A 25210-nucleotide genomic window follows, 5' to 3' on the forward strand; every position below is an offset into this window, starting at 1 on the left:
TCGGCGGCAGCAGGAGGCGATCCCGGTGTACCAGCAGTACCCGCCCTACGGCTGGGGACCCCACTACGGACCGCCGCCGGACAACAACATGGTCTGGGCGATCCTGTCGACGGTGATGTGCTGCATGCCGTTGGGTATCGTCTCCATCGTGAAGGCGAGCCAGGTCAACTCCCTGTGGTTCCAGGGCTTCCACGCCGAAGCGCACCGGGCCGCCGACGAAGCCCGCAAGTGGGCGATGTGGTCGGCGATCTCCTTCGCCGTGCTGATCGGGCTCTACCTGGCGGTCGTCTTCGCCCTGGTCGCCTTCGTCGGCGTCTCCGCCTGGACGCTGGTGCCATGACGACCGTCTACACGGGATACCCGGCCCGCGGAACCCGAGCGAAGCTGCGCGCCCTCGGCGCCCCGATGGCCGTCGTCGGCGGGCTCGGCGCGTGCTGCGTGGCCGTCTGGATCGGCGACCCGACGACCCCGGGCGGCTGGCTCCCGATCTGCCCGACCAAGGCGCTGTTCGGCATCGACTGCCCCGGCTGCGGCGGCATGCGGATGGCCTACAGCCTGATGCACGGCGACCTCCCCGCGGCCCTGCACTACAACGCCGTGTCGCTCGTCTTCGTCCTCCTCTTCGTCTGGAGCACGGTCGCCTGGACCGTCGGGCGGCTGCGCGGCCGCTGGGTGAACAGCTGGCTGCACTGGCGCTGGACGCCGCTGACCGCCGGTGTCGTGTTCGCCGTCTGGTTCGTGATCCGCAACCTGCCGTTCGCCCCGTTCACCAGCCTGCACGTCTGATTCGGACGGACGGGAACCGCTTCGCCACGCTCCGCGTCGGAGGCTCGTCCGGTTCACCCGGACAGTGGATGCCTGGGCAGCGCGGCCGCAGGTGAACCGAGTACGCTCCCGCGGACCAGTGCCGTATGTCCGGTGCGGTCCCGCGCGGAGTGCGTGGTGGAGTGACCAGCGAGGGGGAGACCCAATGACCGATCCCTACGGTCAGCCGTCCTTCGGGCAGCAGCAGCCCGGCGGCCAGCAACCGTTCGGACAACCGCAGCCCGGTCAGGCGCCGCCGCCGTACGGGCAACCCGCGCCCTTCGGGCAGCCGGCGCCGTTCGGCCAGCCGGGTACCCCGTTCGGTGCACCGCAAAACTACGCGAACTGGGGCCAGCGCGCCGTTGCGCTGCTGATCGACCAGGCGCCGGTCCTCGTCGTCTACCTCCTCGCGCTGATCCTCGTCCTCGCCGGCGCATACGGGCTCGGCGGGGCCCTCTACGGCCTGGGCGCGCTCGCCGGCATCGGCTGGTCCGTCTACAACCGGTGGATCCAGCAGGGCAACACCGGTCAGTCGCTGGGCAAGCGGATCGCCGGCATCAAGCTGATCAGCGAGCAGACCGGGCAGCCGATCGGCGCCGGGTCGGCGTTCCTGCGCGACCTCTGCCACATCGCCGACGGCGCGGCCTGCTACATCGGCTTCCTGTGGCCACTCTGGGACGACAAGAGCCAGACCTTCGCCGACAAGATCGTCGGGACGGTCGTGGTGCAGGCCGACGCCGCGGCCGGCCAGACCCCGTTCGGGCAGCAGCCCGGCGCGCAGCCCTTTTCGGGCGGCTTCCCGCCGCCGGGCCAGCAGCCCGGTCAGTTCGGCCAGCCCGCCCAGCCGTCGTCCGGTGGGTTCCCGCAGCAGCCGCAGTCCGGTGGCTTCGGCCAGCCCGCGCCGGGTGGTTTCCCGCAGCAGCAACCCGCTTCCGGTGGGTTCCCGCAGCAGCCCCAGCCGGGCGGCTTCGGCCAGCAGCCGGGCCAGCCGCTCGCCCCGCCGCCGGGTGGGGGGTCCGCCTTCGACGAGGTCGAGCGCACGCAGATGCTCCGCCCGGACTCCGCCGGGGGCGGCGGGTCCGCGTTCGACGAGCAGGCCGAGCGGACGCAGATGCTGCGCCCGGAAGGGCAGGGCGACGCCGGGGAAACCCAGAAGATCCAACCGGGCCAGTTCGGGCAGCCGCCGAACGACCAGCCGCCGCACCACTGAGGCACGCCTTTTTTCACACCACCGCCGGGGTGACCCGGCGGACGTTCACGAATAGTTGGGGTACCAGTTCATGACCAATCCCTACGGCCAGCAGCAGCCGCCCTACGGCCAGCAGCCCCAGTCCGGCGGGTTCCCGCAGCAGCAGCCCGGTTACGGCACGCCGTCGGGCGGGATGCCCGCGCCCTACGGCCAGCCCGCGCCGTACGGCCAGCCGCCGTCCGGTGGCTTCGGCGCGCCCGGCTACGGCATGCCCGGCGGCGGCGACATCAACGCCATCAAGGACTACAAGGGCTGGGCGATCGCCTCGCTCTTCCTGGGCGGCCTGATCCTCGGCATCTTCGCGATCATGAAGTCGAACGAGGTCGGCACGTACAAGATGCAGGGCAACTACATGATGGCGGAGCAGGCGTCGCGCACCACCAAGACGCTCTGCCTGATCTCCACCATCCTGGGCAGCATCGGCTGCGTCGTCGCGATCGTGGCGATCATCATCTCGGCGGTGGCCGTCAGCACCTGCTACGGCTACTACTGCTGACACCGGCTTTTCCGCGGGGCGCTCCACCCCGGCATCACCCCGAAGTGGGACGATGTCGGGGTGGTGAACCTCTACCGCGACACCGGGGTGGTGTTGCGCACGCACAAGCTGGGTGAGGCCGACCGGATCGTCACCCTGCTGACCCGGCGGCACGGCAAGGTCCGCGCCGTCGCGAAGGGCGTGCGGCGGACGTCGTCGCGGTTCGGGGCCCGGCTGGAGCCGTTCGGCCACGTCGACGTGCAGTTCTACACCGGCCGCACGCTCGACGTCATCACCCAGGTCGAGACCGTCGACGCGTTCCAGCTGCCGCTGGTCGCCGACTACCAGCGCTACACCGCGGCCAGCGCGATCGCCGAAACCGCGGACCGGCTCTCGGCCGAAGAGGGCGAGCCGGTGCTCAAGCTCTACCTCCTCGTCTGCGGCGCGCTGCGGTCCCTCGCCGCCGGGGAGCGCGACCCGTCGCTCGTGCTCGACGCCTTCTTCCTCCGCGCGATGTCCTACGAAGGCTGGGCGCCCGCGCTCACCGAGTGCGCCCGCTGCGGCCTGCCCGGCCCGCACGTCGCGTTCAGCGTTCCCGCCGGCGGCTCGATGTGCCAGGACTGCCGCGTCCCGGGGTCCGTGCACCCCGCGCCCGAGGTCCTGGACCTGCTCACGGCCCTGCTGCACGGCGAGTGGACGATGGCCGAGTCGACCCTCCCCGGCACCCGCCGCGACGCGAGCGGCCTGGTCGCGGCCCACCTGCAGTGGCATCTGGAGCGTCAGCTCCGGTCCCTTCCGCTGGTCGAGCGACGCGCCCGGGAGAGCGTGGTGCCCGGGCAGTAGGGTCGGGCCTGATCGGTTTCACCCATCCAGGGAGGCTCGCAGTGCTGCGCAGGGGACGCGAGAGCAAGGCGTCGCGGTACGAGCTGCGGGCCCCGGATCCGCACCCGTCCGGCGCGAAGCCGCCGGAGATCCCGCGCGAGCTGGTCCCGAAGCACGTCGCGCTGGTCATGGACGGCAACGGCCGCTGGGCCAACCAGCGCGGGCTGCCGCGGATCGAAGGACACAAGCGCGGCGAAGCGGTGATGATCGACGTCGCCGCCGGCGCGGTCGAGATCGGCGTCAAGTGGCTCTCGGTGTACGCGTTCTCGACGGAGAACTGGAAGCGCAGCCCCGAAGAGGTGCGGTTCCTGATGGGCTTCAACCGCGACACCATCCGCCGCCAGGTCGACTACCTCGGCTCGATCGGCGTGCGCATCCGGTGGGCCGGGCGGCGGCCGAAGCTGTGGGCGTCGGTGATCAAGGAGCTGCAGGCGGCCGAAGAGAAGACCAAGCACAACACGGCGCTGAACATGACGATGTGCGTCAACTACGGCGGCCGCGCCGAACTGGGTGACGCGATGCAGCGGATCGCGCGGGACGTCGCCGACGGCAAGCTGAACCCGGACAAGGTCACCGAGAAGACCATCGGCAAGTACCTGTACCAGCCGGACATGCCCGACGTGGACCTGTTCCTGCGGCCCTCGGGCGAGCAGCGGACGTCGAACTTCCTGCTGTGGCAGTCGGCCTACGCCGAGATGGTCTACCAGGACACGCTGTTCCCGGACTTCGACCGGACGCACCTGTGGCGCGCCTGCCTGGAGTTCGCGAAGCGGGACCGCCGCTTCGGCGGCGCGGTCGACCAGGCGGCTTCGTCGTGAGCGCGACCGAGGCGGCGGAGACCGCGGAACTGCTGACGCAGGCGAAGGACGCGCTCGAGCGGTACCTCGAGGTGCGGGTCGACGACGATGGCGCGCTGACGTTCGCCCACGGCGACGTCCCCTGCGTGATCCAGGCGACCCGGCTCGGCGAGGGCCTCACCGTGCTGTCGCTGACCTGCGTGGTCGGCTGGGACCTGCCGGACCACCCGGACCTGTCGGTCGCGGTCGCCGAGCGGGCGGGCCAAGGGCTCTTCGGCACGCTCGGCGTCGGGCATTCGGACGGCGGGCTCGACGTGACGCTGCGGTACGCGTTCCCGGCCGCGGGCCTGGACGCGGCGGCGCTCGGGACGTTGCTGATGCTCGTGGTGTCGACGGCGTCGCAGCTGCGCACCGATCTGCCGGGGATCGTGCCCGGCGAATAACCCACACGGGGCTTTTCGGCGCCGCGAAAGGTAAATTCCGGTCGGAAAACGGCTCTTTTCGACCGTTCGCGGCTGTGCGGTGCTCTCGGTGTCGGACCCGGCTGGCATCATCGCCGTCGTGAACATCGTTTCCGACACGCCCCGGCGCACCCGCCGGTTCCGGATCAGCTCGGTCGAGGTGCTGTGCGCGATCCTGCTGGTCGCGATCCTCGGCCAGGGCTGGCTGCAGCAGGCCTTCGACGTGCCCGCGCTGCGCACGGGCTCGACGGTGTTCGTCGCCGTCTGCGTGCAGGCGCTGCCGTTCCTGGTGCTGGGCGTGCTGATCAGCGGGGCCATCGCCGCGTTCGTGCCCGCCCGGGTGCTGGAGAAGGTGCTGCCCAAGCGGGCCGGGGCGGCGGTCGGCGTGGCGGGGCTGGCCGGCGTCGCGCTGCCGGGGTGTGAATGCGCTTCGGTGCCGGTGGCGCGCCGGTTGATGGGCCAGGGCGTGGCCCCGGCGGCGGCGTTGACGTTCCTGCTGGCGGCGCCGGCGGTGAACCCGGTGGTGCTGGTGGCGACGGCGGTGGCCTTCCCGGGCAACCCGGAGATGGTGCTGGCGCGCTTCGCCGGTTCGCTGGCGACGGCGATGGTGATGGGCTGGCTGTGGGCCCGCTGGGGCAAGCTGGAGTGGATCACTTCCCGGGCGTTGCGGCGGCTGCCGGAGGTCGCGGGCGGGCAGCGGTGGCGGGTGTTCGCGGAGACGGCCCGCACGGACCTGGTCGAGGCGGGCGGCTTCCTGGTGCTGGGGGCGCTGATCTCGTCGGCGCTGAACGTGCTGGTGCCGGCGCGCTGGTTCGGGGTGCTGGGCGACCAGCTGGTGCTGGGCATCGTGGTGCTGGCGGTGCTGGCGGTGGTCCTGGCGTTGTGCAGCGAGGCGGACGCGTTCGTGGCGGCTTCGCTGACGGCGTTGCCGCTGCTGCCGAAGCTGGTGTTCCTGGTGGTGGGGCCGGCAGTGGACGTGAAGCTGTTCGCGTTGCAGGCGGGGACGTTCGGGAAGTCGTTCGCGGTCCGGTTCGCGCCGGTGACGTTCGTGGTGGCGGCGGCGTGCGCCGTGGCGGCCGGACTGGTGGTGGGGCTGGCGTGAAGCGCGAGACGCAGAACATCCTGCTGGTGCTGCTGGGCGGCGCACTGGTGAAGATCGCGGTCAACGGCGACTACCTGCGGTACGTGAAGCCGGCGCAGCAGCCCTGGATCATCGCGGGCGGAGCGGTGATGGTGGTGCTGGGCGCGGTGGCGATCGTGCGCGATCTGCTTGCGGCGCGGGCGAAAGCGGCCGCCGTCGCCGAGCCGGATGCGCCCTCCGACCACGACTCCGGGCATGACCACGGTGGGCCTGGCTCTGCCGGCCACGACCACGCCGGCCACTCCCACGCGACGCGGTCCGCTTGGCTGCTGCTGGTGCCGGTACTGGCGGTCTTCCTCGTCGCACCGCCGGCGCTGGGCGCGGACTCGGTGATCCGCACGGAGGCCCGGGTCCCGTCGAGCGCGGCGGCCGCCAACGCCGCCGCGTTCCCGCCCCTGCCGGCCGGGAACGTCGTGCCGCTGACGGTCAACGAGTTCGTCAGCCGCGCGGGCTGGGACGCATCCGGCACCCTCGACGGCCGCACGATCTCACTGACCGGCTTCGTCGTGCACACGGGCGGCAACACGCTGCTGGCACGCTTGGTGATCAGCTGCTGCGCGGCGGACGCGTTCCCGGTGACGGTCCACCTCCGAGGCGGCGAAGCCGACCACCTCCCCAGCGACGCGTGGATCCAGGTGACGGGCCAGGTCGTCCCCGGCACGGCCACGAAGAACAACAGCTACACCCCGGACTTCACGGTGGCGTCGATCTCGACCGTGCCCGCGCCGAAGGATCCCTACGAATACTGACATTCGTCCAAGACGGGCGGCCGGCCGCACCCTTACCGTCCGGCGCATGGGTCTTCACGAAAGCACGGGTATGCACGTCGTCCACGACGGTCCGCGGGACGCGCCGCCCCTGGTGCTCGTCCACGGGTCGGGTGCTTCGAGCGCGTCCTGGGGTCCGGTGGCCGGCGTCCTCGCCGCCCGCCACCACGTCATCCGGGTCGACCTCCCGGGGTGCGGCCAATCACCGCCCGCGCCGTCGTACGCAGTGCCCGGGCAGGCCGGCCGCGTAGCCGCGCTGCTCGACGACCTCGGGCTGCGGCAGGTCGCGGTCGCCGGGCACTCCAGCGGCGGCTACGTCGCGACGTCGCTGCTGGAGCAGCGCCCCGATCTGGTGCGGTCGCTGGCGCTGGTCAGCACCGGCCCGAGCCTCGGCGCGCTCCTGCCGCAGCCGTGGATCGTCCGGGCCCTGTCGGCCCCGCCGCTCGGCCCGCTCCTCTGGCCACTGCGCTCGGATGCGTTGATCCGCAAGGGAATCCGCGCGACGACCGCGCGCCCGGTGGCCGTCCCGGACGACGCGGTCGCCGAGCTGAAGCACATCGGCTACCGCACGTTCCGGAAGATCCTGCGCGCCAACTCCGCGTACATCGCCGAGCGAAGCGTGCCCGATCGCCTCGCCGGGCTCGGCCGGCCCGTGCTGGTCGTGTTCGGAGCAGCGGATCCCCGCTGGAACCCGAAGTCGGCCCGTGAATACGACCGGGTGCCGGGCGTGCGTGTCGAGCTACTGCCCGGCGTCGGGCACATCCCCCTCCTCGAAGCCCCCGAGCCGACGAGCGACCTCCTGTTGCGCTTCGCGGCGACCGCCGAAGACGCTGCGCCGGCCTAAACTGCGAAGGTGATCGGCTGGCAGTGGGCGGACGTGGACATCGCCGTGCCGCGCCCGGAAGCCCGCCTCCCGGGGGTCGCGATGGCCGGGTTCCGGCAGCGGGTCGGCGGGAACGGGCGGATCGCGATGGTCGCGCATCCGTCGGTGACGCTGTTCCTCGACCTGAGCGAGGCCGGCGGCATCGTCCGTGAGACCGGCGGGACGACCCGGCAGGGCAGCTTCGTCACCGGGCTCCTCCCGGGCGGCCTCCGGACCGGTGGACGAGCCGGCGATTGCCTCCAGATCCGGCTTTCCCCGGCGGTCGCGGTGGCGGTGCTGGGTGTCTCGGCCGAGCTCACCGGCGCGGTGGCCACCCTGGAAGAGGTCTGGGGCCGGGACGCTGAACGAATCGAGGAGCGGCTGCGCGCGGCCTCTACGTGGGACGAACGCTTCACCATCGCGACGGACCTGCTCGCCCACCGTCTGGCGGAGGCTCCACGCCGGGTCGAGCCGGAGGTCGCCCGGGTGTGGCACCGGACGCTGGCCGCACGCGGCCGGGTGCGGATCGACGGCCTGGCCGAGGAGGTCGGCTGGAGCCGCCAGCGCCTGTGGTCCCGCTTTCGCACCCAGCTCGGGTTGACGCCCAAGCGAGCGGCCGGGCTGGTCCGCTTCGATCACGCAGCCCACCTCCTGGCGGCCGGAAATCCGGCGTCGAGTGTGGCAGTCCTGAGCGGCTACGCCGACCAGTCCCACCTCCACCGGGAGGCGCGGGCGATCACCGGCCTGACACCGGCCACGCTGGCCACGGCCCCCTGGCTGGCCATCGACGACGTGGCCTGGCCCTCGCCGACGCGCTGAACCGCGCTAGTGCTCGGCGCAGGTCCCGGTGATCTCCACCGTGTGCGAGATCTGCGAAAAGCCGTGCTCCGCCGCGATCTTCTCCGCCCAGCGCTCCACCGCCGGCCCCTCGACCTCTACCGTGCGGCCGCACAGGCGGCACACCAGGTGATGGTGGTGGTGCGCCGAACACCGGCGGTAGATCGCCTCGCCCGAATCCGTGCGCAGCACGTCGATCTCGCCGGCCTCCGACAGCGACTGCAGCGTGCGGTACACCGTCGTCAAGCCGATGCCGTCGCCGCGTTTGCGCAGCTCGTCGTGCAGTTCCTGGGCCGAACGGAAGTCGTCGATCCTGCTCAGCAGCTCGACGACCGCCGCCCGCTGGCGGGTCGATCGGCGGCCGGGCACCGGGGCCTGGCTGCGCGGCGCGGCGGCGTTCATCACTTTCCTTCCTGCACGTGCGCGACGGCGTCGACGACGATGTGGGCCAGGTGGTCGTCGGCGAGCCGGTAGACGACCTCGCGGCCGCGGCGCTCGCCCTGGACCACCCCGGCCGTCTTCAGCACCCGCAGGTGCTGGCTGATCAGCGGCTGCGCGACGTCGAGGGCGTCCACCAGCTCGTGCACGCACCGGTCGGCCGCGCGCAGCTGCAGCACGATCGCGATCCGGACCGGCGCCGCCAGCGCCCGGAGCAGGTCGCCCGCGTCCGTCAGGACCGACGCCGGCGGGTGCGCCGGTGCCGCGGCCGCCGGGGCGCACTCCGCGAGCCCCGGCTCGGCGTCACTCCCGGTCACCGTGGCCATTCCCGCCTCCACCCTCGTTGCCGCGACATGAATTCCGTAGTCATTGCCGATAACGGCTCGGCCCATCCTAGTGTTCCCCCGGACGCGCTCCCTTTCCGTCACCTCGCCTGCGGACTACGGCCGGTCGTACTACCCCATTCGGGTGAGTTCGTGGGATATTGCCTCTTCGGCTTCGCATGTAGTGGCCGACGGTGCAAGGTTGTCGCGGAGCGTTTCGTCGCTTCTCGTACGCTGGCGACCCGCCCGAGCAGACGCAGTGGGGAGACATGACCCGTTTCGTGACGAAAGCAGCCGTCCTGACGGCCGTCCTCTTCCCGCTGGCCGGCACCGGGGTCGCCGGGGCGCAGAGCCAGGCCGTCGACGAGAAGACCGGTCCCGTCTCCTTCGCCAACATCGCCTCGGTCCGGATCGGCAGCGAGGGCCAGCGCGGCGGCGCCCTGATCACCGAGACCCAGCGCTCGCCGCTGCTGCCCGGTCAGTCCAAGCTCGGCACCGACCGGGTCACGGTGCCCAAGGACGACGGCGAACGCGCCACCTTCGGCGGGCACTACCAGATCGACCTCGGCCGCTACAGCGGCGGCAACCCGTACCCGGCGGGCGTCGCGAGCCGGGACCACAACGTCGTCGCCGCGTTGCAGGCGACCACCGTGCCGACCGCCGTCGCGGAGACGAACTACGCGCTGCGCGACACCTGGCAAGGCGGCGCGAAGCCGTCCGACAACACCGTGCTGGTGCTGGAAGGCGCGAAGACGTCGGTGGACTGCACCGCGCCGGGCAAGCTCACCGGCACGTCGGCGGTGAACCGGCTGTGGGTGCGCCAGGGCGGCGGGCTCGGCATCGTCCCGATGCCCGGCGGCAACGCCGGCCTCGAGCTGAAGAACCTGCGGCTCGGCCCGCCCGGGGACATCACGAACGCCAGCAAGGACACCACCGTCTCCGACCTGCGGCTGACCCGCGTCGCCGCGTTCGACCAGCTGATCCGCCAGGACGGCTGGCGCGGTGGCGACTACACCGCCGTCGCCGGCTGGCGCGTCGAGATCACCACGCACGTCAAGGACGCCGCGGGCGCCGCGCTGCAGGACGTGCAGACGAACATCGTCCTCGGCGGGGTCAGCTGCTCGGTGCCGAAGGGCTTCGTCGCGAAGGCCGCGGGCAGCACCGGCGGCGGCACGGGCGCGACGCAGGCCCCGGTGCCGACGCAGGTCCCGGCCGGGTACCTGGGCGCGGCCGCGCCGGACACCGGCGGGGACGGCTCGCGCCTCCCGCTCGGCATCGGCCTGCTGTTCGGCGGGGTGTTCTTCGCGGCGGTCGCGCTGCTGCTCGGCAGGCGGCGCAAGACCGGGACGGACTAGGTGCTGCGCACCGGGCTGGCCGCCGTCTCGGCGGCGCTGGCCGTGGCCGCGTTCGCGGCCGGCGTCATCGTGCTGACCTGGCTCCCGCCGACGGCCACGCAGGCCGCCGCGCCGCCGCCCGGCTCGCTGCCGGGGGAGAACGCGGCCCCGGCCGTCCTGCCCGCCGACAGCGAGTCCGCCGCGCAGCAGCGCCCGGGCACGGTCCGGCTGCCCGACGGCGCGACCGCCCGCCTGGTCCGCACGGAGCTCACCGACCGCGGCGTGCTGCCGATCCCGCGCGGCCTGGGCGACGCGGCCTGGTGGGGCGCGAAGCTGGGCGCGGCGCAGGGGGCGGCGCTCCTGTCCGGGCACGTGAACTGGGAGGGGCAGCGAGGCCCGTTCGACGAGCTGTGGCGCATGCGCGACGGCGACGAGGTGAGCGTGGTCGACGCCCGCGGCGGCCGCTGGGTGTACCGGGTGGACGACGTGGTGACGCTGCCGAAGGAGACGCTGCCGGAGCAGGCCGCGAAGTGGTTCGCCCAGACCGGCCCGCACCGCCTGGTCCTGGTCACCTGCGGCGGCGACTACGTGGGCGGCACCGAGGGCTACGACGAGAACCGCCTGGTCACGGCCAGGTTGGTGACGCGCCCGACGGGCTGACCCGAGTCGCCGGGACCGGAGGGGCTCGCAGTCACTGCGGCGCCCCGGCAGCGCCGGACCGCCCCGGCTGCGCCGAAGCCGCCGCGCTACCCGCCCCGCGATCCCACTGCCGCGCCGATCCGCTGCAACCTCCCGCGCCCGCCACCGCATGTGAACCTTCGCAACGGCACGACCAGCGAAGGAGCAGCATGCAGGAGCGGAACCCGGCGGAGAAGAACGGCTCCGGCCGCTGGTGGATCGTCGGGGTCGCCGGCGCCTTCGTGGTCGCGGCGCTCGTCGCCACCCTGCTCATCTTCACCGGAAAGGATGAACCCGCCGGCGCGAACGGCACGCCCACGCCCGCCGCGCCCACCGCGGTCGCGGAGCAGCCCGCCACAACCGACACCGACCAGGCACCCGCGAACCTCGCCCTCCCCGGCGGCGGCACCGCGAAGCTCGTCCAGGAAGACCTCGACTCCAGCGGCGCCCTCAAGATCCCCGAAGGGCTCGACGAAGCCGCCTGGTGGGGCGCGAAGCTCGGCGCCGACCACGGTGTCGCCCTGCTCTCCGGGCACGTCAACTGGAAGGGCAAGAAGGGCCCGTTCACCGAGCTTTGGCAGGTCAAGCAGGGTCAGGAGGTCAAGCTGACCGACGCCGCCGGCGGGGTGTGGGTGTACCAGATCGACGCCACCGAGACCGTCCACAAATCCGAGCTCGCCGGGCGCTCGGAGCAGCTGTTCGACCCCGACGGCCCGCACAAGCTGCTCCTCGTCACCTGCGGTGGCGAGTACGTCGGCGGCAGCGAGGGCTACGAGGACAACCGGGTCGTGACGGCGTCGCTGGTGACCCGGCCCTAGCCTGCGCGAAAAGGGCTCGGCCCCGGCGGATACCCTGGACGTTCCAGTCGATAACCGTCCCCGCAAGCTTCCCGGAGCGTGGAGTGCCCACGAACACCATCGATACCGTAGTCAGCCTGTGCAAGCGCCGTGGTTTCGTCTTCCCCAGCGGGGAGATCTACGGCGGTACCCGCTCGGCGTGGGACTACGGACCGCTCGGGGTCGAACTCAAGGACAACATCAAGCGCCAGTGGTGGAAGACCGTGGTCCAGGGCCGCGACGACGTCGTCGGCCTCGACTCCTCGGTCATCCTGCCGCGCCAGGTGTGGGTGGCTTCGGGGCACGTCAACGTGTTCACCGACCCGCTGATCGAGTGCCTTTCGTGCCACAAGCGGTTCCGCGCCGACCAGCTCGCCGAGGAGTACGAGGCGCGCAGCGGCAAGCAGACGTCCGAGGACGACCTGTCCGACGTGCCGTGCCCGAACTGCGGCACGCGCGGCGAGTACACCGCGCCGCGGGACTTCAACATGATGCTGAAGACCTACCTCGGCCCGGTGGAGTCCGAAGAGGGCCTGCACTACCTCCGCCCGGAGACCGCGCAGGGCATCTTCGTCAACTTCTCGAACGTCCAGACGACGTCGCGGATGAAGCCGCCGTTCGGCATCGGCCAGATCGGCAAGTCGTTCCGCAACGAGATCACGCCGGGCAACTTCATCTTCCGGACGCGCGAGTTCGAGCAGATGGAGATGGAGTTCTTCGTCGAGCCGGGCGAGGACGAGAGCTGGCACCAGTACTGGATCGACGAGCGCACGAAGTGGTACACCGAGCTCGGCATCAAGGCCGAGAACCTGCGCCACTTCGAGCACCCGAAGGAAAAGCTCTCGCACTACGCGAAGCGCACCGTCGACATCGAGTACCGCTTCGCGTTCAACGCGGGCCAGGAGTGGGGCGAGCTGGAAGGCATCGCCAACCGCACCGACTTCGACCTGACCACGCACTCGAACCACTCGGGTCAGGACCTGTCGTACTTCGACCCGACGTCGAAGCAGCGGTACCGCCCGTTCGTCATCGAGCCGGCGGCCGGTGTCGGCCGGTCGATGATGGCGTTCCTGATCGACGCGTACTACGAGGAAGAGGTGCCGAACGCCAAGGGCGGCACCGACAAGCGCGTGGTGCTGAAGCTCGACCCGCGGCTGGCGCCGTTCAAGGCCGCGGTGCTGCCGCTGTCGCGCAACGCCGACCTCACGCCGAAGGCGAAGGCCGTCGCCGAGCTGCTGCGCAAGCACTGGAACGTCGACTTCGACGACGCCGGCTCGATCGGCAAGCGCTACCGCCGGCACGAGGAGATCGGCACGCCGTACTGCGTGACGGTCGACTTCGACAGCCTCGAGGACAACGCCGTGACGGTCCGCGACCGCGACACCATGGCGCAGGAGCGCGTCGCGATCGACAAGCTGGAGGCGTACCTCGCCGGCCGCCTGATCGGCTGCTGACACCGGAGTAGGTGGTCAGAGCCGGGCGCGGCGATTTCCAGCGGCGCCGGAGGGTGCGCTCGTGTCTTGAATGAGTCATTCAGGACGTCCGAAGACCTGAATGACTCATTCAAGACCTCTGCTGCCGAGCCGCTCGCGCTCGGGTAGAGGGCCGCCTGATCGGCTGCTGAACCACCCGGAGCCCGGGTACCCCTGACACCTGTCACGGTCAGTTCGTGACGCACGGTCTGGGGACCCGGGCTTCGTGCGCGGCAGCCTGGGGGCATGCGAGAAACAGACTCCCAGGCGGTGGCGGCGGGGGCCGCGGTCCACCTCACCGGCCTGCGCAAGCACTACGGCGACGTGCCCGCGGTCGACGGCGTCGACCTCACGATCGCCCCGGGCGAGGTGGTCGCCCTGCTCGGCCCGAACGGCGCCGGCAAGTCCACCACCGTCGACATGGTCCTCGGCCTGACCACGCCCGGCGCCGGCGACGTCCGCGTGTTCGGGCGCAAGCCGATCGACGCCGTCCGCGCCGGTCTGATCGGGGCGATGCTGCAGGGCGGCGCCCTGATGGACGACCTGACCGTCGCCGAGACCGTCGGCATGGTCGCAGGCCTGCACCGCAAGCCGCTGCCGGTCGCCGAGGCCCTGCGCGCCGCCGGTGTCGAGGAGCTGGCCGGCCGCCGCGCGAACAAGCTCTCCGGCGGGCAGAAGCAGCGCGTGCGCTTCGCCGTCGCCCTGGTCAGCGACCCCGACCTGCTGATCCTCGACGAGCCGACCGCCGCGATGGACGTCGGCACGCGCCGCGAGTTCTGGCAGTCGATGTACGCGTTCACCGAGTCCGGCCGCACGGTCCTGTTCGCCACGCACTACCTGGAAGAGGCCGAGGAGTTCGCCGACCGGGTGGTGCTGATGCGGCGCGGCCGGGTCGTGGCCGACGGGAGCGTCGCCGAGGTCCGCGCGCTCGCCGGCGGCCGGACGTTGCGGGCCGCGGTTCCGGGCGCCACCGACGCCGTCATCGCGGCGCTGCCCGGCGTCAAGGAGTTCGAGCTGCGCGGCGACCGCGTCGCGATCTCCAGCGGCGACTCCGACGCGACGCTCTGGGCGCTCAAAGCCGCCGTCCCGGCCGTGCACGACGTCGAGATCGGGGCCGTCGGCCTCGAAGGCGCCTTCCTCTCCCTGACCGCCGACGAGACCGCGGAGCCCGTGCGATGACTACCTACCTGCTCACCGAAATCCGGCGCAACTTCCGGCAGCCGCGGTTCCTGATCTTCGTCGTCGCGTTCCCGGTGCTGATGTTCCTGTTGCAGGCCAACGTCTTCACCAAGGCGGACGCGCCGGATCACGCGCAGATCGCCGCCGTGATCATGATCAACATGATGACGTTCGGGACGTTCGCCGCGGCCAACACCAGCGGCGGCAGGCTCGCCCTGGAACGCGCGCTCGGGTGGCAGCGGCAGCTGCGGCTGACCCCGCTCACCGGCACCGGCTACCTGGCGGGCAAGGGCCTTTCCGGCATGCTCGTCGGGCTGCCCGCGCTGATCCTCGTGCCGCTGCTGGCCGTGACCGTCGAGGGCGTGCACCTCGACGCCGCGGGCTGGGTCCGGATCTTCGCCGGCGTCTGGCTCGGCACGATCCCGCTGGTCCTGCTCGGGCTGCTGCTCGGCCAGTTCGGCACGCCCGATTCGATGCAGCCGGTCACCATGATCGTCACCCTCGGCATGGGTTTCCTCGGCGGCCTGTGGATCCCGATCGAGTCGATGCCGGGCTGGATGCACGACGTCGCGCAGCTCATGCCGACGTACTGGGTGCTGCAGGTCGCGCGACCCGCCGTGACCAGCGACATGGTGGTCTCGCTCCCGACGGCCGCCGGTGTGCTCGGGGCGTGGGCGGTCGTGCTCGGAGCGCTGGTGATCAGGCGTTACCGTAAGGACAGCGCCCGGGTCTGAGGGGCCGGAGGGGACAGATGGCCGAGGACGACGTGAACCAGCGGTTCGGGCTGGGCAACCACGCCACGTGGTGGGAGGACCCGCCGCCCAACCGGGGCCGGAGCGGGCCGGACAAGTTCCGGTGGCCGTTCCTATCGATTGTGTTCACCTTGCCCTACCTCATCCCCGTGACGAAGAAGCTGCTGGCCGTCGACCGGGTGACCTTCGGCGTGGTGGTGCTGTGGGTGCTCGTCTACAGTGTCGCGATCTCCTACGCGCTCTTCCCGGTGGCGTTCGACCGCGGCCGCCCGTTCCGGTTCGCCTACAGCGGGTGGATGCTCGTCCTGGGGCTCGCCGTGGTCGCCACGACGCACGCCAGCCCGTTCGTCCTGCTCTACGGCACCGCCGCGCTGGTGTTCCTGCTGCCGCTGGCCTGGGTGGTGCTGCTCGACGGCGCCGCGTTGCTGGTCGCGGCGGTGATCCTGCTGATCGGCGGCCGGTTCGCCGACAACTGGGGGGACCTCGTCACCGTCGGCTCGGTGACGATGGCGATGTTCTTCATGTCCAGCCTGGTCCGGGCAGTCCGACGGCTGCAGCAGGCCAACGAGGAGATCGCGACGCTCGCCGTGGCGAACGAACGCGAGCGCGTCGCCCGCGACCTGCACGACCTGCTCGGGCACAGCCTCACCACGATCACCGTGAAGGCGGGGCTGGCCCGGCGGGTGCTGGAGAGCTCGGGGGACATCCCGCGGGCGGTCGAGGAGATCCGCGAGGTCGAGGGCCTCACCCGCAGCGCGCTGTCCGACGTCCGCGCCACCGTCTCGGAGTACCGGGAGGTGTCGCTGTCGGCCGAGATCGTCGGCGCCCGGGCCGCGTTGCGGGCCGCGGAGATCGACGCCGACCTGCCGCACGCCGTCGACAACGTCCGGCCGGAGTTCCAGACGACCTTCGGGTACGTGCTGCGCGAGGCCGTCACGAACGTGCTGCGGCACTCCGGCGCCAAGCAGGTGAAGGTCCGGCTGGGCGGCACCTGGCTGGAGGTCGAGGACGACGGCACGGCCACCGAGGTCGTCCCGGGCAACGGCCTGCGCGGGCTCACCGAGCGGCTCGACGCGGTCGGGGGCACCCTGCGGGCGTCGGCGCGGCCCGGGGGAGGATTGCTGGTGCGGGCCGAGATCCCGCAGCCGGAACCCCGCGCGGCCGCCCCGGCCGTGCGCGCCGAACCCGCGGGAGGACTCGCTTGATCCGGGTGTTGCTGGCCGACGACCAGGCCATGGTGCGCGGTGCGCTGGCCACCGTGCTCGGCCTCGAGAACGACATCGAGGTGGTCGGGCAGGTCGGCTCGGGCGACGAGGTGGTGGCCGCCGCGCGCGAGACCAAGCCGGACGTCGCCCTGCTGGACGTGCAGATGCCGGGCAAGGACGGGCTCGAAGCGGCGGCCGACCTGCGAGCCGCGCTCCCGTCGTGCCGGGTGATCATCTGCACGACGTTCGGCCGGCCCGGCTACCTGGCCCGCGCGATGGCGGCGGGCGCGGCCGGGTTCGTCGTCAAGGACGCCCCGCCCGAGCAGCTCGTCGAAGCCGTCCGTCGAGTCCACAGTGGACTTCGGGTGGTGGACCCGGCGCTGGCCGCCGAATCGCTGGCCACCGGCGCCAGCCCGCTCACCGCGCGCGAGCGGGACGTGTTGCGGGAAGCCAAGGACGGCAGCACGGTGGCCGACGTCGCGCGCGCGGTGCACCTGTCCGAAGGGACCGTGCGCAACCACCTGTCCGCCGCGATCGGCAAGACCGGCGCCCGGACGCGGGCCGAAGCCGTGCGTGTCGCGGAGGAGCGTGGCTGGCTCTGAGCCGCCTCTGAAAGAATGGGCCGGGTGGGTACCGCTGAACGCACCGAACCGTCGCTCGCGAGCTGGGTCCGCCGGATCGCCTTCGGCACGGTCCTCGTACTGCTCGCGCTGGTCGGCGGCACGGCGTTCCGCGTCTGGCAGGTCGCGCGCGAGAACGACCGGACGCCCGCCGACGTCATCGTGGTGCTGGGCGCGGCCCAGTACAACGGGAAGCCGTCGGACATCTACGCGGCGCGGCTGGTCAAGGCGAAGCAGCTCTACGACGCGGGCGTCGCGAAGACGATCGTCACCGCCGGCGGCAAGAAGGCCGAGGACAACTTCACCGAGGCCCGCGCCGGCCAGCTCTGGCTGACCCGGCACGGCGTCCCGTCCGCCGCGACGCTGGCGGTGGGCGAGGGCAGCGACACGCTGCGCAGCCTCCGCGCGGTCGCGGAGCAGGTCCAGGGGCGCGGCTGGCACACGGCGGTGCTGGTCAGCGACCCGTGGCACTCGTTCCGGGCCCGCACGATGGCCGACGACCTGGGCCTGGACGCCTGGACCGCGCCGACGCACAGCGGGCCGATCGTGCAGGAGCGCGTCACGCAGGTCCGCTACATCGTCCGCGAGACCGGCGCGCTGCTGTACTACCGGCTGACGAAGACCCCGGCCGACGATCTCTTCGCCACGTTCCTGGGCTGAGATTTTTGTCGGTACCGCCGTTTAGGCTGGTCGGGTGGACTACACCGAGCACGACACCGCCCGCCTGCTGCCGGAGCCGGCGAAGGGCGCGGCGCTGCCCGGCACGCGTGAAGACGGGCGCAGCGCGTTCTCCCGTGACCGGGCCCGCGTGCTGCACTCGGCGGCGCTGCGGCGGCTCGCCGGCAAGACCCAGGTGGTCGGGCCGGGGGAGGGCGCCGAGGTCACCGGCGTCCCGCGCACGCGGCTGACGCACTCGCTGGAGGTCGCGCAGATCGGCCGCGGCATCGCCGACGAGCTGGGCGCGGACCCGGACCTGGCCGACACGGCGGGCCTGGCGCACGACATCGGGCACCCGCCGTTCGGGCACAACGGCGAACGCGCACTCGACGAGGTCGCGGCCGCGTGCGGCGGCTTCGAAGGCAACGCGCAGACGCTGCGGATCCTCACGCGGCTGGAGCCGAAGCTGCTGTCGGCCGAAGGTGACCCGGTGGGGCTCAACCTGACGCGCGCGTGCCTGGACGCGACCACGAAGTACCCGTGGCCGCGCAAGCCGGGGCAGGCGAAGTACGGCGTGTACGGCGACGACGTCCCGGTGTTCACGTGGTTCCGGTCCGGGGCGCCGGTGGAGCAGACCTGCCTCGAAGCCCAGATCATGGACTGGGCGGACGACGTCGCGTATTCGGTGCACGACGTCGAGGACGGGGTGCTGGCCGGCCGGATCAAGCTGCGCGTGCTAGCCCACCCGGACGAGCGCGCGGCGGTCGCCGAAGCGGCGGCCAAGCACTTCTCGTCGCTGTCGGTGTCCACTTTGGAGGATGCGGCGGCGGAGCTGCTGGCGTTGCCGGTGGTGGCGGAACTGGCTTCGGCGGAACCGGACGGCTCCCCGGGCGCGCAGGTGGCGTTGAAGAGACTGACGAGCGAACTGGTCGGCCGCTTCACGACGGCGGCGGTCAGCAGCACACGCGCGGAGTTCGGCGAGGGGCCGCTGGGGCGGTACCGGGCGCGGCTGTGCGTCCCGGACCAGGTGGCGGCCGAGGTGGCGCTGCTGAAGGCGCTGGCGCTGCGGTACGTGATGAGCGACCGCCGCCGGTTGGCGATGCAGGAGGGACAGCGGGAGCTGCTGGTGGAACTGGTTCACGCGCTGGCGAGGCGGGCGCCGGAGTCGTTGGACCCGTTGTTCGTGCCGGCCTGGGAGTCGGCGCGGGATGACGCCGGGTTGCTGCGGGTGGTGATCGACCAGGTTGCGTCTTTGACGGACGCGCAGGCCCACGCGTGGCATTCGTGGCACGTGACCCGCCACCACCGCTGACGGGCGCGGCCGGCCGCAGTGGGGGATTGAGGCCTGCCGTGCCGGATTGTGATCGGCCGCTGCTGTGGCGGGCTGCGGTGCGGGGTTGCGGGTGGCCGCTGCCGCGCCGAGTTGCGGTGGGCCGCTGTCGCGCGGGGCTGCTGCGGCGGTCGGCTGCTGCCGTTCCGGGCTGCCGTGCCGGGTTGTGATCGGCCGCTGCTGTGGCGGGCTGCGGTGCGGGGTTGCGGGTGGCCGCTGTCGCGCCGAGTTGCGGTGGGCCGCTGTCGCGCGGGGCTGCTGTGGCGGTCGGCTGCTGCTGTGCCGGGCTGCCGTGCCGGGTTGTGATCGGCCGCCGGCCCCGGTCGCGACGGTTGCCCGCAGCCAGAGCGGCGCCGCCGGGTGGCAAACCAGCGCGGGCCCTGGTCCGGGCGTCCTGCGTACCTGGCCGCGCGGTGGTCTTGGCACCCGGCTGTGCGATCAGCCGTGGGGGATTTGTCACCCTTGGGCGGAGTTCCGCGTGGTCGCCCGGCGGGGTCACGCGTTCCGGTACTCTCGCCCGCATGGCCACGGACAGCCACCTCCGGTTCGCCCTCGCCGTCCACCGGGCCCTCGGTGCCGAGGGCGGGAACACCTGTTTCTCCCCCTACTCGGTGGCCAGTGCGCTGACCTTGGCCGCGCGCGCCGCCCAGGGACAGACCCGGGAGGAGCTCGTCGCGCTGGTCGGCGATCCCGACGCACAGACCGTCCTGCTGCGCGAAGCCGCCGAACTCGTCGAAGAGAGCCGCGGCGAACAGGCCGAACTCGCCGTCGCCAACACCCTGTGGGCCGACGACCGGCTCCCGCTCGAAGACTCCTTCAAGGCGGCGCTGTCCGAGTGGCCCGGTGCCGCCGTCTCGAGCGCGCCCTTCGAGAAAGACCCCGAAGGCGCGCGTGCCCTGGTCAACGCCGATGTCGAGCGCACCACGCGTGGCCTCATCCCGCAGCTGCTGCCGCCCGGCTCGATCGACCGGGACGTCGCCGCCGTGCTCGTCAACGCGCTCTACCTCAAAGCCGCGTGGAAGCTGCCGTTCCGCGAGGCGAACACCTCCGACGCGCCTTTCCACGCGCCGTCCGGCACGCGGGACGTGCCGACGATGTGGCTCGGCGAGCGTGTCGGCTACGCGCACGCCGCCGGCTGGCAGGCCGTGCAGCTGGTCGCCGCGGGCGGGCTGCAGGCCGTCGTGTTGCTGCCCGACGGCGACCTCGCCGACGCCGAAGCTGCCCTCGACCAGGCCACGCTGACCAGCCTGCTCGACCAGGTCAAGGTCAAGCCGGTCGAACTCGCGCTGCCGAAGATCACGCTCGACATCCCCAGCTCGCTCACCGGCGTGCTGCGCGGGCTCGGCGTCCGCACGATGTTCACCGACGAGGCCGACCTGAGCGGGCTCTCCCCGGATCCGCGGCTCACCGTGTCCGAGGTGCTGCACCAGGCCGTGCTGCGGGTGGACGAACAAGGCTTCGAGGGGGCCGCGGCGACCGCGCTCACCATGCGCCTCACCTCGATGATCATCGACGAACCGGTCACCGTGACGGTGGACCGGCCGTTCCTGCTGCTGGTCCGGCACGCCGGCACCGGGGCCCTCCACTTCTTCGCCAGGGTGGTCGAACCGTGAGCTTGAAGTCCGAAGCCGTCCCCGAACTCGTTCCGCCCGCACCCGAACCACCCGAAGGCCCGAAGCGCTGGGCGTGGCAGGACTCCGCCATCACCGGCGGCTTCCTGCTCTTCACGATCCTGCTCTACAACGGGCTCTGGTTCGACCTCAAGCGCGGCTACCTCTGGAACGGCGCCGCCGACCAGAGCCAGTGGGAGTGGTACTCGACGGTCGTCGCGAAGTCCGTCCTGCACTTCCAGAACCCGTTCACGACGGACCTGCAGAACTACCCGCTCGGCGTCAACATGGCGGCCAACGCGGCGATGTTCGGCCTCAACATCCCGCTCGCCCCGATCACGCTGACCTTCGGCGCCACGCTGACGTGGGCGATCGTGCTCACCGCGGGCCTCGCCGGCACCGCGACCGGCTGGTACTGGGTCTTCTCGCGCCACCTCGTGCCGAACCGGACGGCGGCCGCGATCGGCGGCGCGTTCTGCGGCTTCGCGCCGCCGATGATCTCGCACGGCAACGCGCACCCGAACTTCGTCGTGCTGTTCGTGCTGCCGTTCATCGCGCTGAAGACGATCCAGATCGCGCACGGCGAACGGCCGGTCCGCAACGGCGTCTTTCTCGGGCTGCTCGTCGCGTGGCAGATCCTGCTCGGCGAAGAACCGCTGGCCATCTTCGCGCTCACCTTCATCGTCTTCGCCGTCGCCTACCTGATCCCGCACCGCGCGGAGATCCGCGGGATGCTGGCGCCGCTGGGCAAGGGGATCGGTGTCGGCGCGGTCATCGCGTTGCTGATCGCCGGGTTCCCGTTGTACTGGCAGTTCTTCGGCCCGCAGAGCTTCCACTCGCTGCTGCACGGATCGGCGGGCAACGACACGGCGGCGTTCACCCGCTTCGCGACGCAGTCGATCGCCGGCGCGCCGGAGGCGGCCGCGGACGTGTCGATGAACCGCACCGAGGAGAACGCGTTCTTCGGCTGGCCGCTGATCGTCCTCATGGTGGTGCTGACGATCTGGCTGTGGCGCGACGTCGTTTCGCGCGCGCTGGCGATCACGATGTACGTGATGGCCCTCCTTTCGCTGGGCATCGAAATCACGGTGGCGCACGACGACACCGGCATCCCCGGCCCGTGGAAGTGGCTGGGGCAGCTGCCGCTGCTGGACTCGCTGCTCGAGTCCCGGCTCGCGATGGGCTGCATCCCGGTGGTCGGCGGGCTCCTGGCGATCGCGACGCACCGCGTGTGGACGGCGGCGGCCGAACAACCGGAACCCCTCGAAGGCAAGCAACGGTTCCCCCTGAAGATGGTGTGGATCGGCGCGGTGGTGGCGGTGCTGCTGCCGATCGCGCCGACGGAGCTGGTGACGCACGAACGCCCGCTGTCGCCGCCCTTCTTCGCCGACGGGATCTGGCGTCAGTACGTCGGCCCGGGCGGCTCGCTGGTGCCGGTCCCGCTGCCGAGCACGGGCGAGGCCGAGCCGTTGCACTGGCAGGTCGACGCGGGCCTCGGGTACCCGATGCCGGAGGGGTACTTCGTCGGCCCGACCTCGCCGACCGACCGCCGCGGCCGCTACGGCGCCGTGCCGCTGCCGACGTCGGACCTGTTCGCCGAGGTGGAGAAGACGGGCCAGGCCGCGGACGTCACCGAAGCCGACCGCACTCAGGCCCTGGCCGACCTGCGCTACTGGAAGGCCGACGTGCTCGTGGTCGGGCCGCGGCAGAACCAGGAAGCGTTGAAGTCCACTGTGGAGCTCCTCCTTCGGAAGCCGGCGGAGTTCGTCGGCGGGGTGTGGATCTGGGACGTGCGTCCGCTGACGCCGTGATCACGCCTTCGCGGCGCCGAGCAGGATCGTGGTCAGCTCCTTCGGCTGCGAGAACATCGGCCAGTGCCCGGTGTTCAGCTCCACCAGCTCCCAGCGGTCGCTTTCCAGCAGCGCGACGACGTCCGGGCTCGGCGTTTCCCCGTCGAGCAGGCACTTGACGTAGGTCGCCGGCAGCTCGCCCAGCGGCCGCGCGAGCTCGGCCGGCTCGGTCAGCGCCGCAGCCGGGTGCGGGGTCGAACCCTCGACGAACCGGGCGATCTCGGCGTCCGAGAGTCCTTGGCCCGCACAGTCTTCCGCGGTCAGCGGTGGCCAGAAGCCGCGCTCGGTGAGCGCCGCGACCTGCGCCTCGGACCAGACGGACGTGAACGACTCCCCGTCCGCGGGCACGTTCGAGTCGACGAACACCACGCGCCGCAGCCGGTCGCCGATCCGCTCGGCCGCCTGCCCGGCGGGGATGCCGGAGTAGCTGTGCCCGACCACCACGACGTCCCGCAGGTCGCCTTGCGAGACGACGTCGACGATGTCCTGCACGTGCCTCGCTTGTCCCGCGGGCACTCCGCGTTTCTCGGCGACGCCGGACAACGTCACCGCGTGCGCACCGTGGCCCGCTTCGCGCAACCCGGGGACGACGTCGTCCCACGCCCACGAACCGAGCCAAGCGCCTGCCACCAAAACGAATTCAGCCATGCCGGGAAACCTAGCGGAGGGGTCCGACAATTTCGGTAGAGTCGGCGCCCGTGACCTCAGTGGACGACCAGGGGCGGACCGAGCCGCCCGTCGACGGCGACGAAGCCGCGATCCTGCTCGGCTTCCTCGACTTCCACCGCGACACGCTGGCGTGGAAGTGCGCCGGGCTGGGCGAAGCGGCCCTGCGCGCGACGCACCCACCGGCCACGCTGACGCTGGGCGGGCTGCTCAAGCACCTCGCGTACGTCGAGGACTACTGGTTCTCCTGCGTCTTGTTCGACCGCGAGCCGGCGCCGCCGTGGAACACCGTCGACTGGCGCGAAAACCCGGACTGGGACTGGGATTCCGCGGCGCAGGACTCGCCGCAGCAGCTCCGCGAGCTCTGGGCGGCGGCCGTCGCACGGTCCCGCGAGCGGTACGCGGAGGCGCTGGCGAACGGCGATCTTTCGCAGCCCTCGAAGCACACGCGGCGGGACGGGACCTCGCCGAGCCTGCGCTGGATCCTGGTCCACCTGATCGAGGAGTACAGCCGCCACAACGGTCACGCCGACCTCATCCGCGAGTCGATCGACGGCAGCACCGGGGAGTAGCTCACAGGGCTCCTCACGGGCCTGGCGGAATCAGCCGACGAAGAGGCAGAACGGGTGGCCCGCCGGATCGGCGTAGACGCGCAGCGGTTCTTCCGGGTCGTCCGCGTGGTCGGCCAGCAGCCGCGCGCCCAGGGAGAGCGCTCGTTCGTGCTGGTCGTCCAGCTCGGCGCGTGTTTCCACGGTCAGGTCGAGGTGCAGCATCTGTGGCCGCGGGCCGGCCGGCCACGTCGGCGCCGGCAGCGACGGAACCTGCTGGAACGCCAGCCGCGCAGTACCCGACGGGTCGAGCAGGACGGCCCAGTCGTCCGGGTCGCCCGGGCGGAGCGTGAACCCCAGCAACCGCCTATAGAACTCGGCCAGCGCGCGGGCGTCCGGCGCGTCGAGGACGACCTGGCGCAGCCGCGGCACGCGGTCACCCACGGCGGTGCGCGATCTGGAAGACGTTGCCGAACGGGTCGCGGACCATCGCGCGGCGGTCACCGTACGGCGTGTTCGCGGGTGGCTCGAGGCTCGTCGCGCCGCAGTCGAGGGCTCGGCGGTACGTCGCGTCCGCGTCGGGGACGTACACGTACAGGAACGCCGGGAACAGCGCGCGCTCGCCTTCGGCCGACACCATGACGAGCGAGTCGCCGATGCGGATCTCGGCGGGCCGCCCGCTTTCGACCTCGCCGGTGGCGCCGAACACCGACCGCAGGAACGCGACGGCGGCGACGAGGTCGCGCACCACCATCCGGGGGACCACCGTCTGGAGGGTCATACCCGCCCACCCAAGCCGGTTCCCCCGCTGATCACAAGTGCAGGCCGACCAGCTTCACCAGGAACCGGTCGACCTGCTCGACGGCCGGCGGCCACGGCAGGTCCGGCTCGTTGATCCGCTGGGCGAGCATGCCGTTGACGGCGGTCCGCAGGTCGATCGCGACGGTCGCGGCGTCGTCGGCCGGGGCGAGGCCCGCGTCCATGCACGCCTGGACCGCCTCGGTCGTGCGGGCGACCATGACCTCCTTGAACGGCATGCCGTGGCGCCGGTGGACCGCGCTTTCGTGCAGCACCTTGTAGAGCCCGGGGTGCTCGCGCGCCCACGCCGCCTGCGCCAGGATTCGGGCCCGGAGCGCGGCCGCCGGGTCCGGTGCTGCCGCCGCGGCGGCGTCGCCGGTGCCGACGAGTTCCTCGTGGCAGCGCCGCATCGCGGCCAGGACCAGCGCGTCGCGGTCCGGGAAGTGCAGGTAGACCGACGTCGCCGCGATCGACACCTCGCGCGCGACGGCTCGCAGGGAGAGCGCTTCGTCGTCGCCCAGCTCCTCGAGCATCCGCACGGCGGCCGTGACGATCTCGTCGCGCAGCAGTTCGCCTTGGCCGCGCGCGTTCGGACGGCGGCGGGTCGTCTCTTCCATCGAGGTCAGTGTAGCTGGACAC

Annotated in this window: 30 protein-coding genes; 24 read left to right on the forward strand and 6 right to left on the reverse strand. The window is 72.0% G+C overall.

Annotation, left to right across the window (positions count from 1 at the left end; genetic code table 11):
- The first annotated feature begins 25 nt into the window (after positions 1–25).
- The 11 genes from ACERZO_RS22645 (at position 26) to ACERZO_RS22695 (ending at position 8257) form a co-directional block, all read left to right on the forward strand.
- Positions 26–340, forward strand: a complete 315-nt coding sequence (locus ACERZO_RS22645; RefSeq protein ID WP_372666722.1) for a CD225/dispanin family protein — start codon at positions 26–28, stop codon at positions 338–340.
- Positions 337–786, forward strand: a complete 450-nt coding sequence (locus ACERZO_RS22650; RefSeq protein ID WP_372666723.1) for a DUF2752 domain-containing protein — start codon at positions 337–339, stop codon at positions 784–786. The genes ACERZO_RS22645 and ACERZO_RS22650 overlap by 4 nt, the downstream gene beginning before the upstream one ends.
- A 184-nt stretch (positions 787–970) precedes the next feature.
- The gene (locus ACERZO_RS22655) at positions 971–2014 is read left to right on the forward strand and encodes an RDD family protein (protein ID WP_372666724.1); all 1044 of its coding nucleotides are present in this window, start codon (positions 971–973) and stop codon (positions 2012–2014) included.
- A 70-nt stretch (positions 2015–2084) separates the two neighbouring features.
- Positions 2085–2549, forward strand: a complete 465-nt coding sequence (locus ACERZO_RS22660; protein ID WP_372666725.1) for a CD225/dispanin family protein — start codon at positions 2085–2087, stop codon at positions 2547–2549.
- A 60-nt stretch (positions 2550–2609) separates the two neighbouring features.
- Positions 2610–3371: a DNA repair protein RecO gene (gene recO / locus ACERZO_RS22665; RefSeq protein WP_372666726.1), complete on the forward strand. Its 762-nt coding sequence runs from the start codon at positions 2610–2612 to the stop codon at positions 3369–3371.
- A 41-nt stretch (positions 3372–3412) separates the two neighbouring features.
- Complete coding sequence (locus tag ACERZO_RS22670; RefSeq protein WP_372666727.1) at positions 3413–4228, forward strand: isoprenyl transferase; 816 nt, start codon at positions 3413–3415, stop codon at positions 4226–4228.
- Positions 4225–4650: a YbjN domain-containing protein gene (locus ACERZO_RS22675; protein ID WP_372666728.1), complete on the forward strand. Its 426-nt coding sequence runs from the start codon at positions 4225–4227 to the stop codon at positions 4648–4650. The genes ACERZO_RS22670 and ACERZO_RS22675 overlap by 4 nt, the downstream gene beginning before the upstream one ends.
- A gap of 118 nt (positions 4651–4768) precedes the next feature.
- The gene (locus ACERZO_RS22680) at positions 4769–5770 is read left to right on the forward strand and encodes a permease (RefSeq protein ID WP_372666729.1); all 1002 of its coding nucleotides are present in this window, start codon (positions 4769–4771) and stop codon (positions 5768–5770) included.
- On the forward strand, positions 5767–6558 hold the full coding sequence (locus ACERZO_RS22685) for a TIGR03943 family putative permease subunit (protein WP_372666730.1): 792 nt from the start codon (positions 5767–5769) through the stop codon (positions 6556–6558). Before ACERZO_RS22680 ends, ACERZO_RS22685 begins: the two co-directional genes overlap by 4 nt.
- 46 nt (positions 6559–6604) lie before the next feature.
- Complete coding sequence (locus tag ACERZO_RS22690) at positions 6605–7420, forward strand: alpha/beta fold hydrolase (RefSeq protein WP_372666731.1); 816 nt, start codon at positions 6605–6607, stop codon at positions 7418–7420.
- Positions 7421–7429: 9 nt separating this feature from the next.
- Positions 7430–8257 (forward strand): helix-turn-helix domain-containing protein, encoded by an 828-nt coding sequence (locus tag ACERZO_RS22695; RefSeq protein ID WP_372666732.1) that lies wholly within the window; start codon positions 7430–7432, stop codon positions 8255–8257.
- 6 nt (positions 8258–8263) lie between these two features.
- Here ACERZO_RS22695 and ACERZO_RS22700 read toward each other — a convergent pair whose 3' ends face one another.
- Both ACERZO_RS22700 and ACERZO_RS22705 read right to left on the reverse strand, forming a co-directional pair.
- Complete coding sequence (locus ACERZO_RS22700; protein WP_364456119.1) at positions 8264–8677, reverse strand: Fur family transcriptional regulator; 414 nt, start codon at positions 8675–8677, stop codon at positions 8264–8266.
- Complete coding sequence (locus ACERZO_RS22705) at positions 8677–9039, reverse strand: ArsR/SmtB family transcription factor (RefSeq protein ID WP_372666733.1); 363 nt, start codon at positions 9037–9039, stop codon at positions 8677–8679. The genes ACERZO_RS22700 and ACERZO_RS22705 overlap by 1 nt, the downstream gene beginning before the upstream one ends.
- Positions 9040–9305: 266 nt before the next feature.
- Between ACERZO_RS22705 and ACERZO_RS22710 the strand changes: the two genes are divergently transcribed.
- From ACERZO_RS22710 to ACERZO_RS22765, 12 genes are all read left to right on the forward strand, one after another.
- Entirely contained in the window at positions 9306–10391 is a 1086-nt protein-coding gene (locus ACERZO_RS22710) for a hypothetical protein (RefSeq protein ID WP_372666734.1), read from the forward strand.
- Positions 10392–11030 (forward strand): class F sortase, encoded by a 639-nt coding sequence (locus ACERZO_RS22715; protein WP_372666735.1) that lies wholly within the window; start codon positions 10392–10394, stop codon positions 11028–11030.
- Between the two features lie 188 nt (positions 11031–11218).
- Entirely contained in the window at positions 11219–11866 is a 648-nt protein-coding gene (locus ACERZO_RS22720; RefSeq protein ID WP_372666736.1) for a class F sortase, read from the forward strand.
- An 83-nt stretch (positions 11867–11949) separates the two neighbouring features.
- A complete protein-coding gene (locus ACERZO_RS22725) occupies positions 11950–13338 on the forward strand; it encodes a glycine--tRNA ligase (protein ID WP_372666737.1) in 1389 nt (462 codons plus the stop codon).
- A gap of 264 nt (positions 13339–13602) precedes the next feature.
- On the forward strand, positions 13603–14535 hold the full coding sequence (locus tag ACERZO_RS22730; RefSeq protein ID WP_372666738.1) for an ABC transporter ATP-binding protein: 933 nt from the start codon (positions 13603–13605) through the stop codon (positions 14533–14535).
- Positions 14532–15269 (forward strand): ABC transporter permease, encoded by a 738-nt coding sequence (locus ACERZO_RS22735; protein ID WP_372666739.1) that lies wholly within the window; start codon positions 14532–14534, stop codon positions 15267–15269. The genes ACERZO_RS22730 and ACERZO_RS22735 overlap by 4 nt, the downstream gene beginning before the upstream one ends.
- A 17-nt stretch (positions 15270–15286) precedes the next feature.
- The gene (locus ACERZO_RS22740) at positions 15287–16492 is read left to right on the forward strand and encodes a sensor histidine kinase (RefSeq protein WP_372666740.1); all 1206 of its coding nucleotides are present in this window, start codon (positions 15287–15289) and stop codon (positions 16490–16492) included.
- Entirely contained in the window at positions 16489–17094 is a 606-nt protein-coding gene (locus tag ACERZO_RS22745; RefSeq protein WP_372666741.1) for a response regulator transcription factor, read from the forward strand. Before ACERZO_RS22740 ends, ACERZO_RS22745 begins: the two co-directional genes overlap by 4 nt.
- 24 nt (positions 17095–17118) lie before the next feature.
- Positions 17119–17772, forward strand: a complete 654-nt coding sequence (locus ACERZO_RS22750) for a YdcF family protein (RefSeq protein WP_372666742.1) — start codon at positions 17119–17121, stop codon at positions 17770–17772.
- A 34-nt stretch (positions 17773–17806) separates the two neighbouring features.
- Entirely contained in the window at positions 17807–19081 is a 1275-nt protein-coding gene (locus ACERZO_RS22755) for a deoxyguanosinetriphosphate triphosphohydrolase (RefSeq protein ID WP_372666743.1), read from the forward strand.
- Between the two features lie 539 nt (positions 19082–19620).
- Positions 19621–20712, forward strand: a complete 1092-nt coding sequence (locus ACERZO_RS22760) for a serpin family protein (protein ID WP_372666744.1) — start codon at positions 19621–19623, stop codon at positions 20710–20712.
- Positions 20709–22520, forward strand: coding sequence for a glycosyl transferase (locus ACERZO_RS22765; protein WP_372666745.1), 1812 nt, complete (start codon positions 20709–20711; stop codon positions 22518–22520). Before ACERZO_RS22760 ends, ACERZO_RS22765 begins: the two co-directional genes overlap by 4 nt.
- Here ACERZO_RS22765 and ACERZO_RS22770 read toward each other — a convergent pair whose 3' ends face one another.
- Complete coding sequence (locus tag ACERZO_RS22770) at positions 22521–23207, reverse strand: alpha/beta fold hydrolase (RefSeq protein WP_372666746.1); 687 nt, start codon at positions 23205–23207, stop codon at positions 22521–22523.
- A 50-nt stretch (positions 23208–23257) separates the two neighbouring features.
- Between ACERZO_RS22770 and ACERZO_RS22775 the strand changes: the two genes are divergently transcribed.
- Positions 23258–23797 carry a DinB family protein gene (locus ACERZO_RS22775; RefSeq protein WP_372666747.1) on the forward strand — a complete coding sequence of 180 codons (540 nt, stop codon included), beginning with the start codon at positions 23258–23260 and terminating at the stop codon, positions 23795–23797.
- Positions 23798–23827: 30 nt separating this feature from the next.
- On the opposite strand, the gene ACERZO_RS22780 is transcribed toward ACERZO_RS22775, so the two are convergent.
- Genes ACERZO_RS22780 through ACERZO_RS22790 form a run of 3 tightly spaced genes read right to left on the reverse strand, consistent with a single transcriptional unit; the run spans position 23828 to position 25188 of the window.
- Positions 23828–24205 carry a VOC family protein gene (locus ACERZO_RS22780; RefSeq protein ID WP_372666748.1) on the reverse strand — a complete coding sequence of 126 codons (378 nt, stop codon included), beginning with the start codon at positions 24203–24205 and terminating at the stop codon, positions 23828–23830.
- Between the two features lie 4 nt (positions 24206–24209).
- Positions 24210–24554 carry a VOC family protein gene (locus ACERZO_RS22785; RefSeq protein ID WP_372666749.1) on the reverse strand — a complete coding sequence of 115 codons (345 nt, stop codon included), beginning with the start codon at positions 24552–24554 and terminating at the stop codon, positions 24210–24212.
- 31 nt (positions 24555–24585) lie between these two features.
- On the reverse strand, positions 24586–25188 hold the full coding sequence (locus ACERZO_RS22790) for a TetR/AcrR family transcriptional regulator (protein WP_372666750.1): 603 nt from the start codon (positions 25186–25188) through the stop codon (positions 24586–24588).
- Between the last annotated feature and the right edge of the window lie 22 nt (positions 25189–25210).

The sequence above is a fragment of the Amycolatopsis kentuckyensis genome (assembly GCF_041679295.1).
GTDB classification, from domain to species: Bacteria; Actinomycetota; Actinomycetes; order Mycobacteriales; family Pseudonocardiaceae; genus Amycolatopsis; species Amycolatopsis kentuckyensis_A.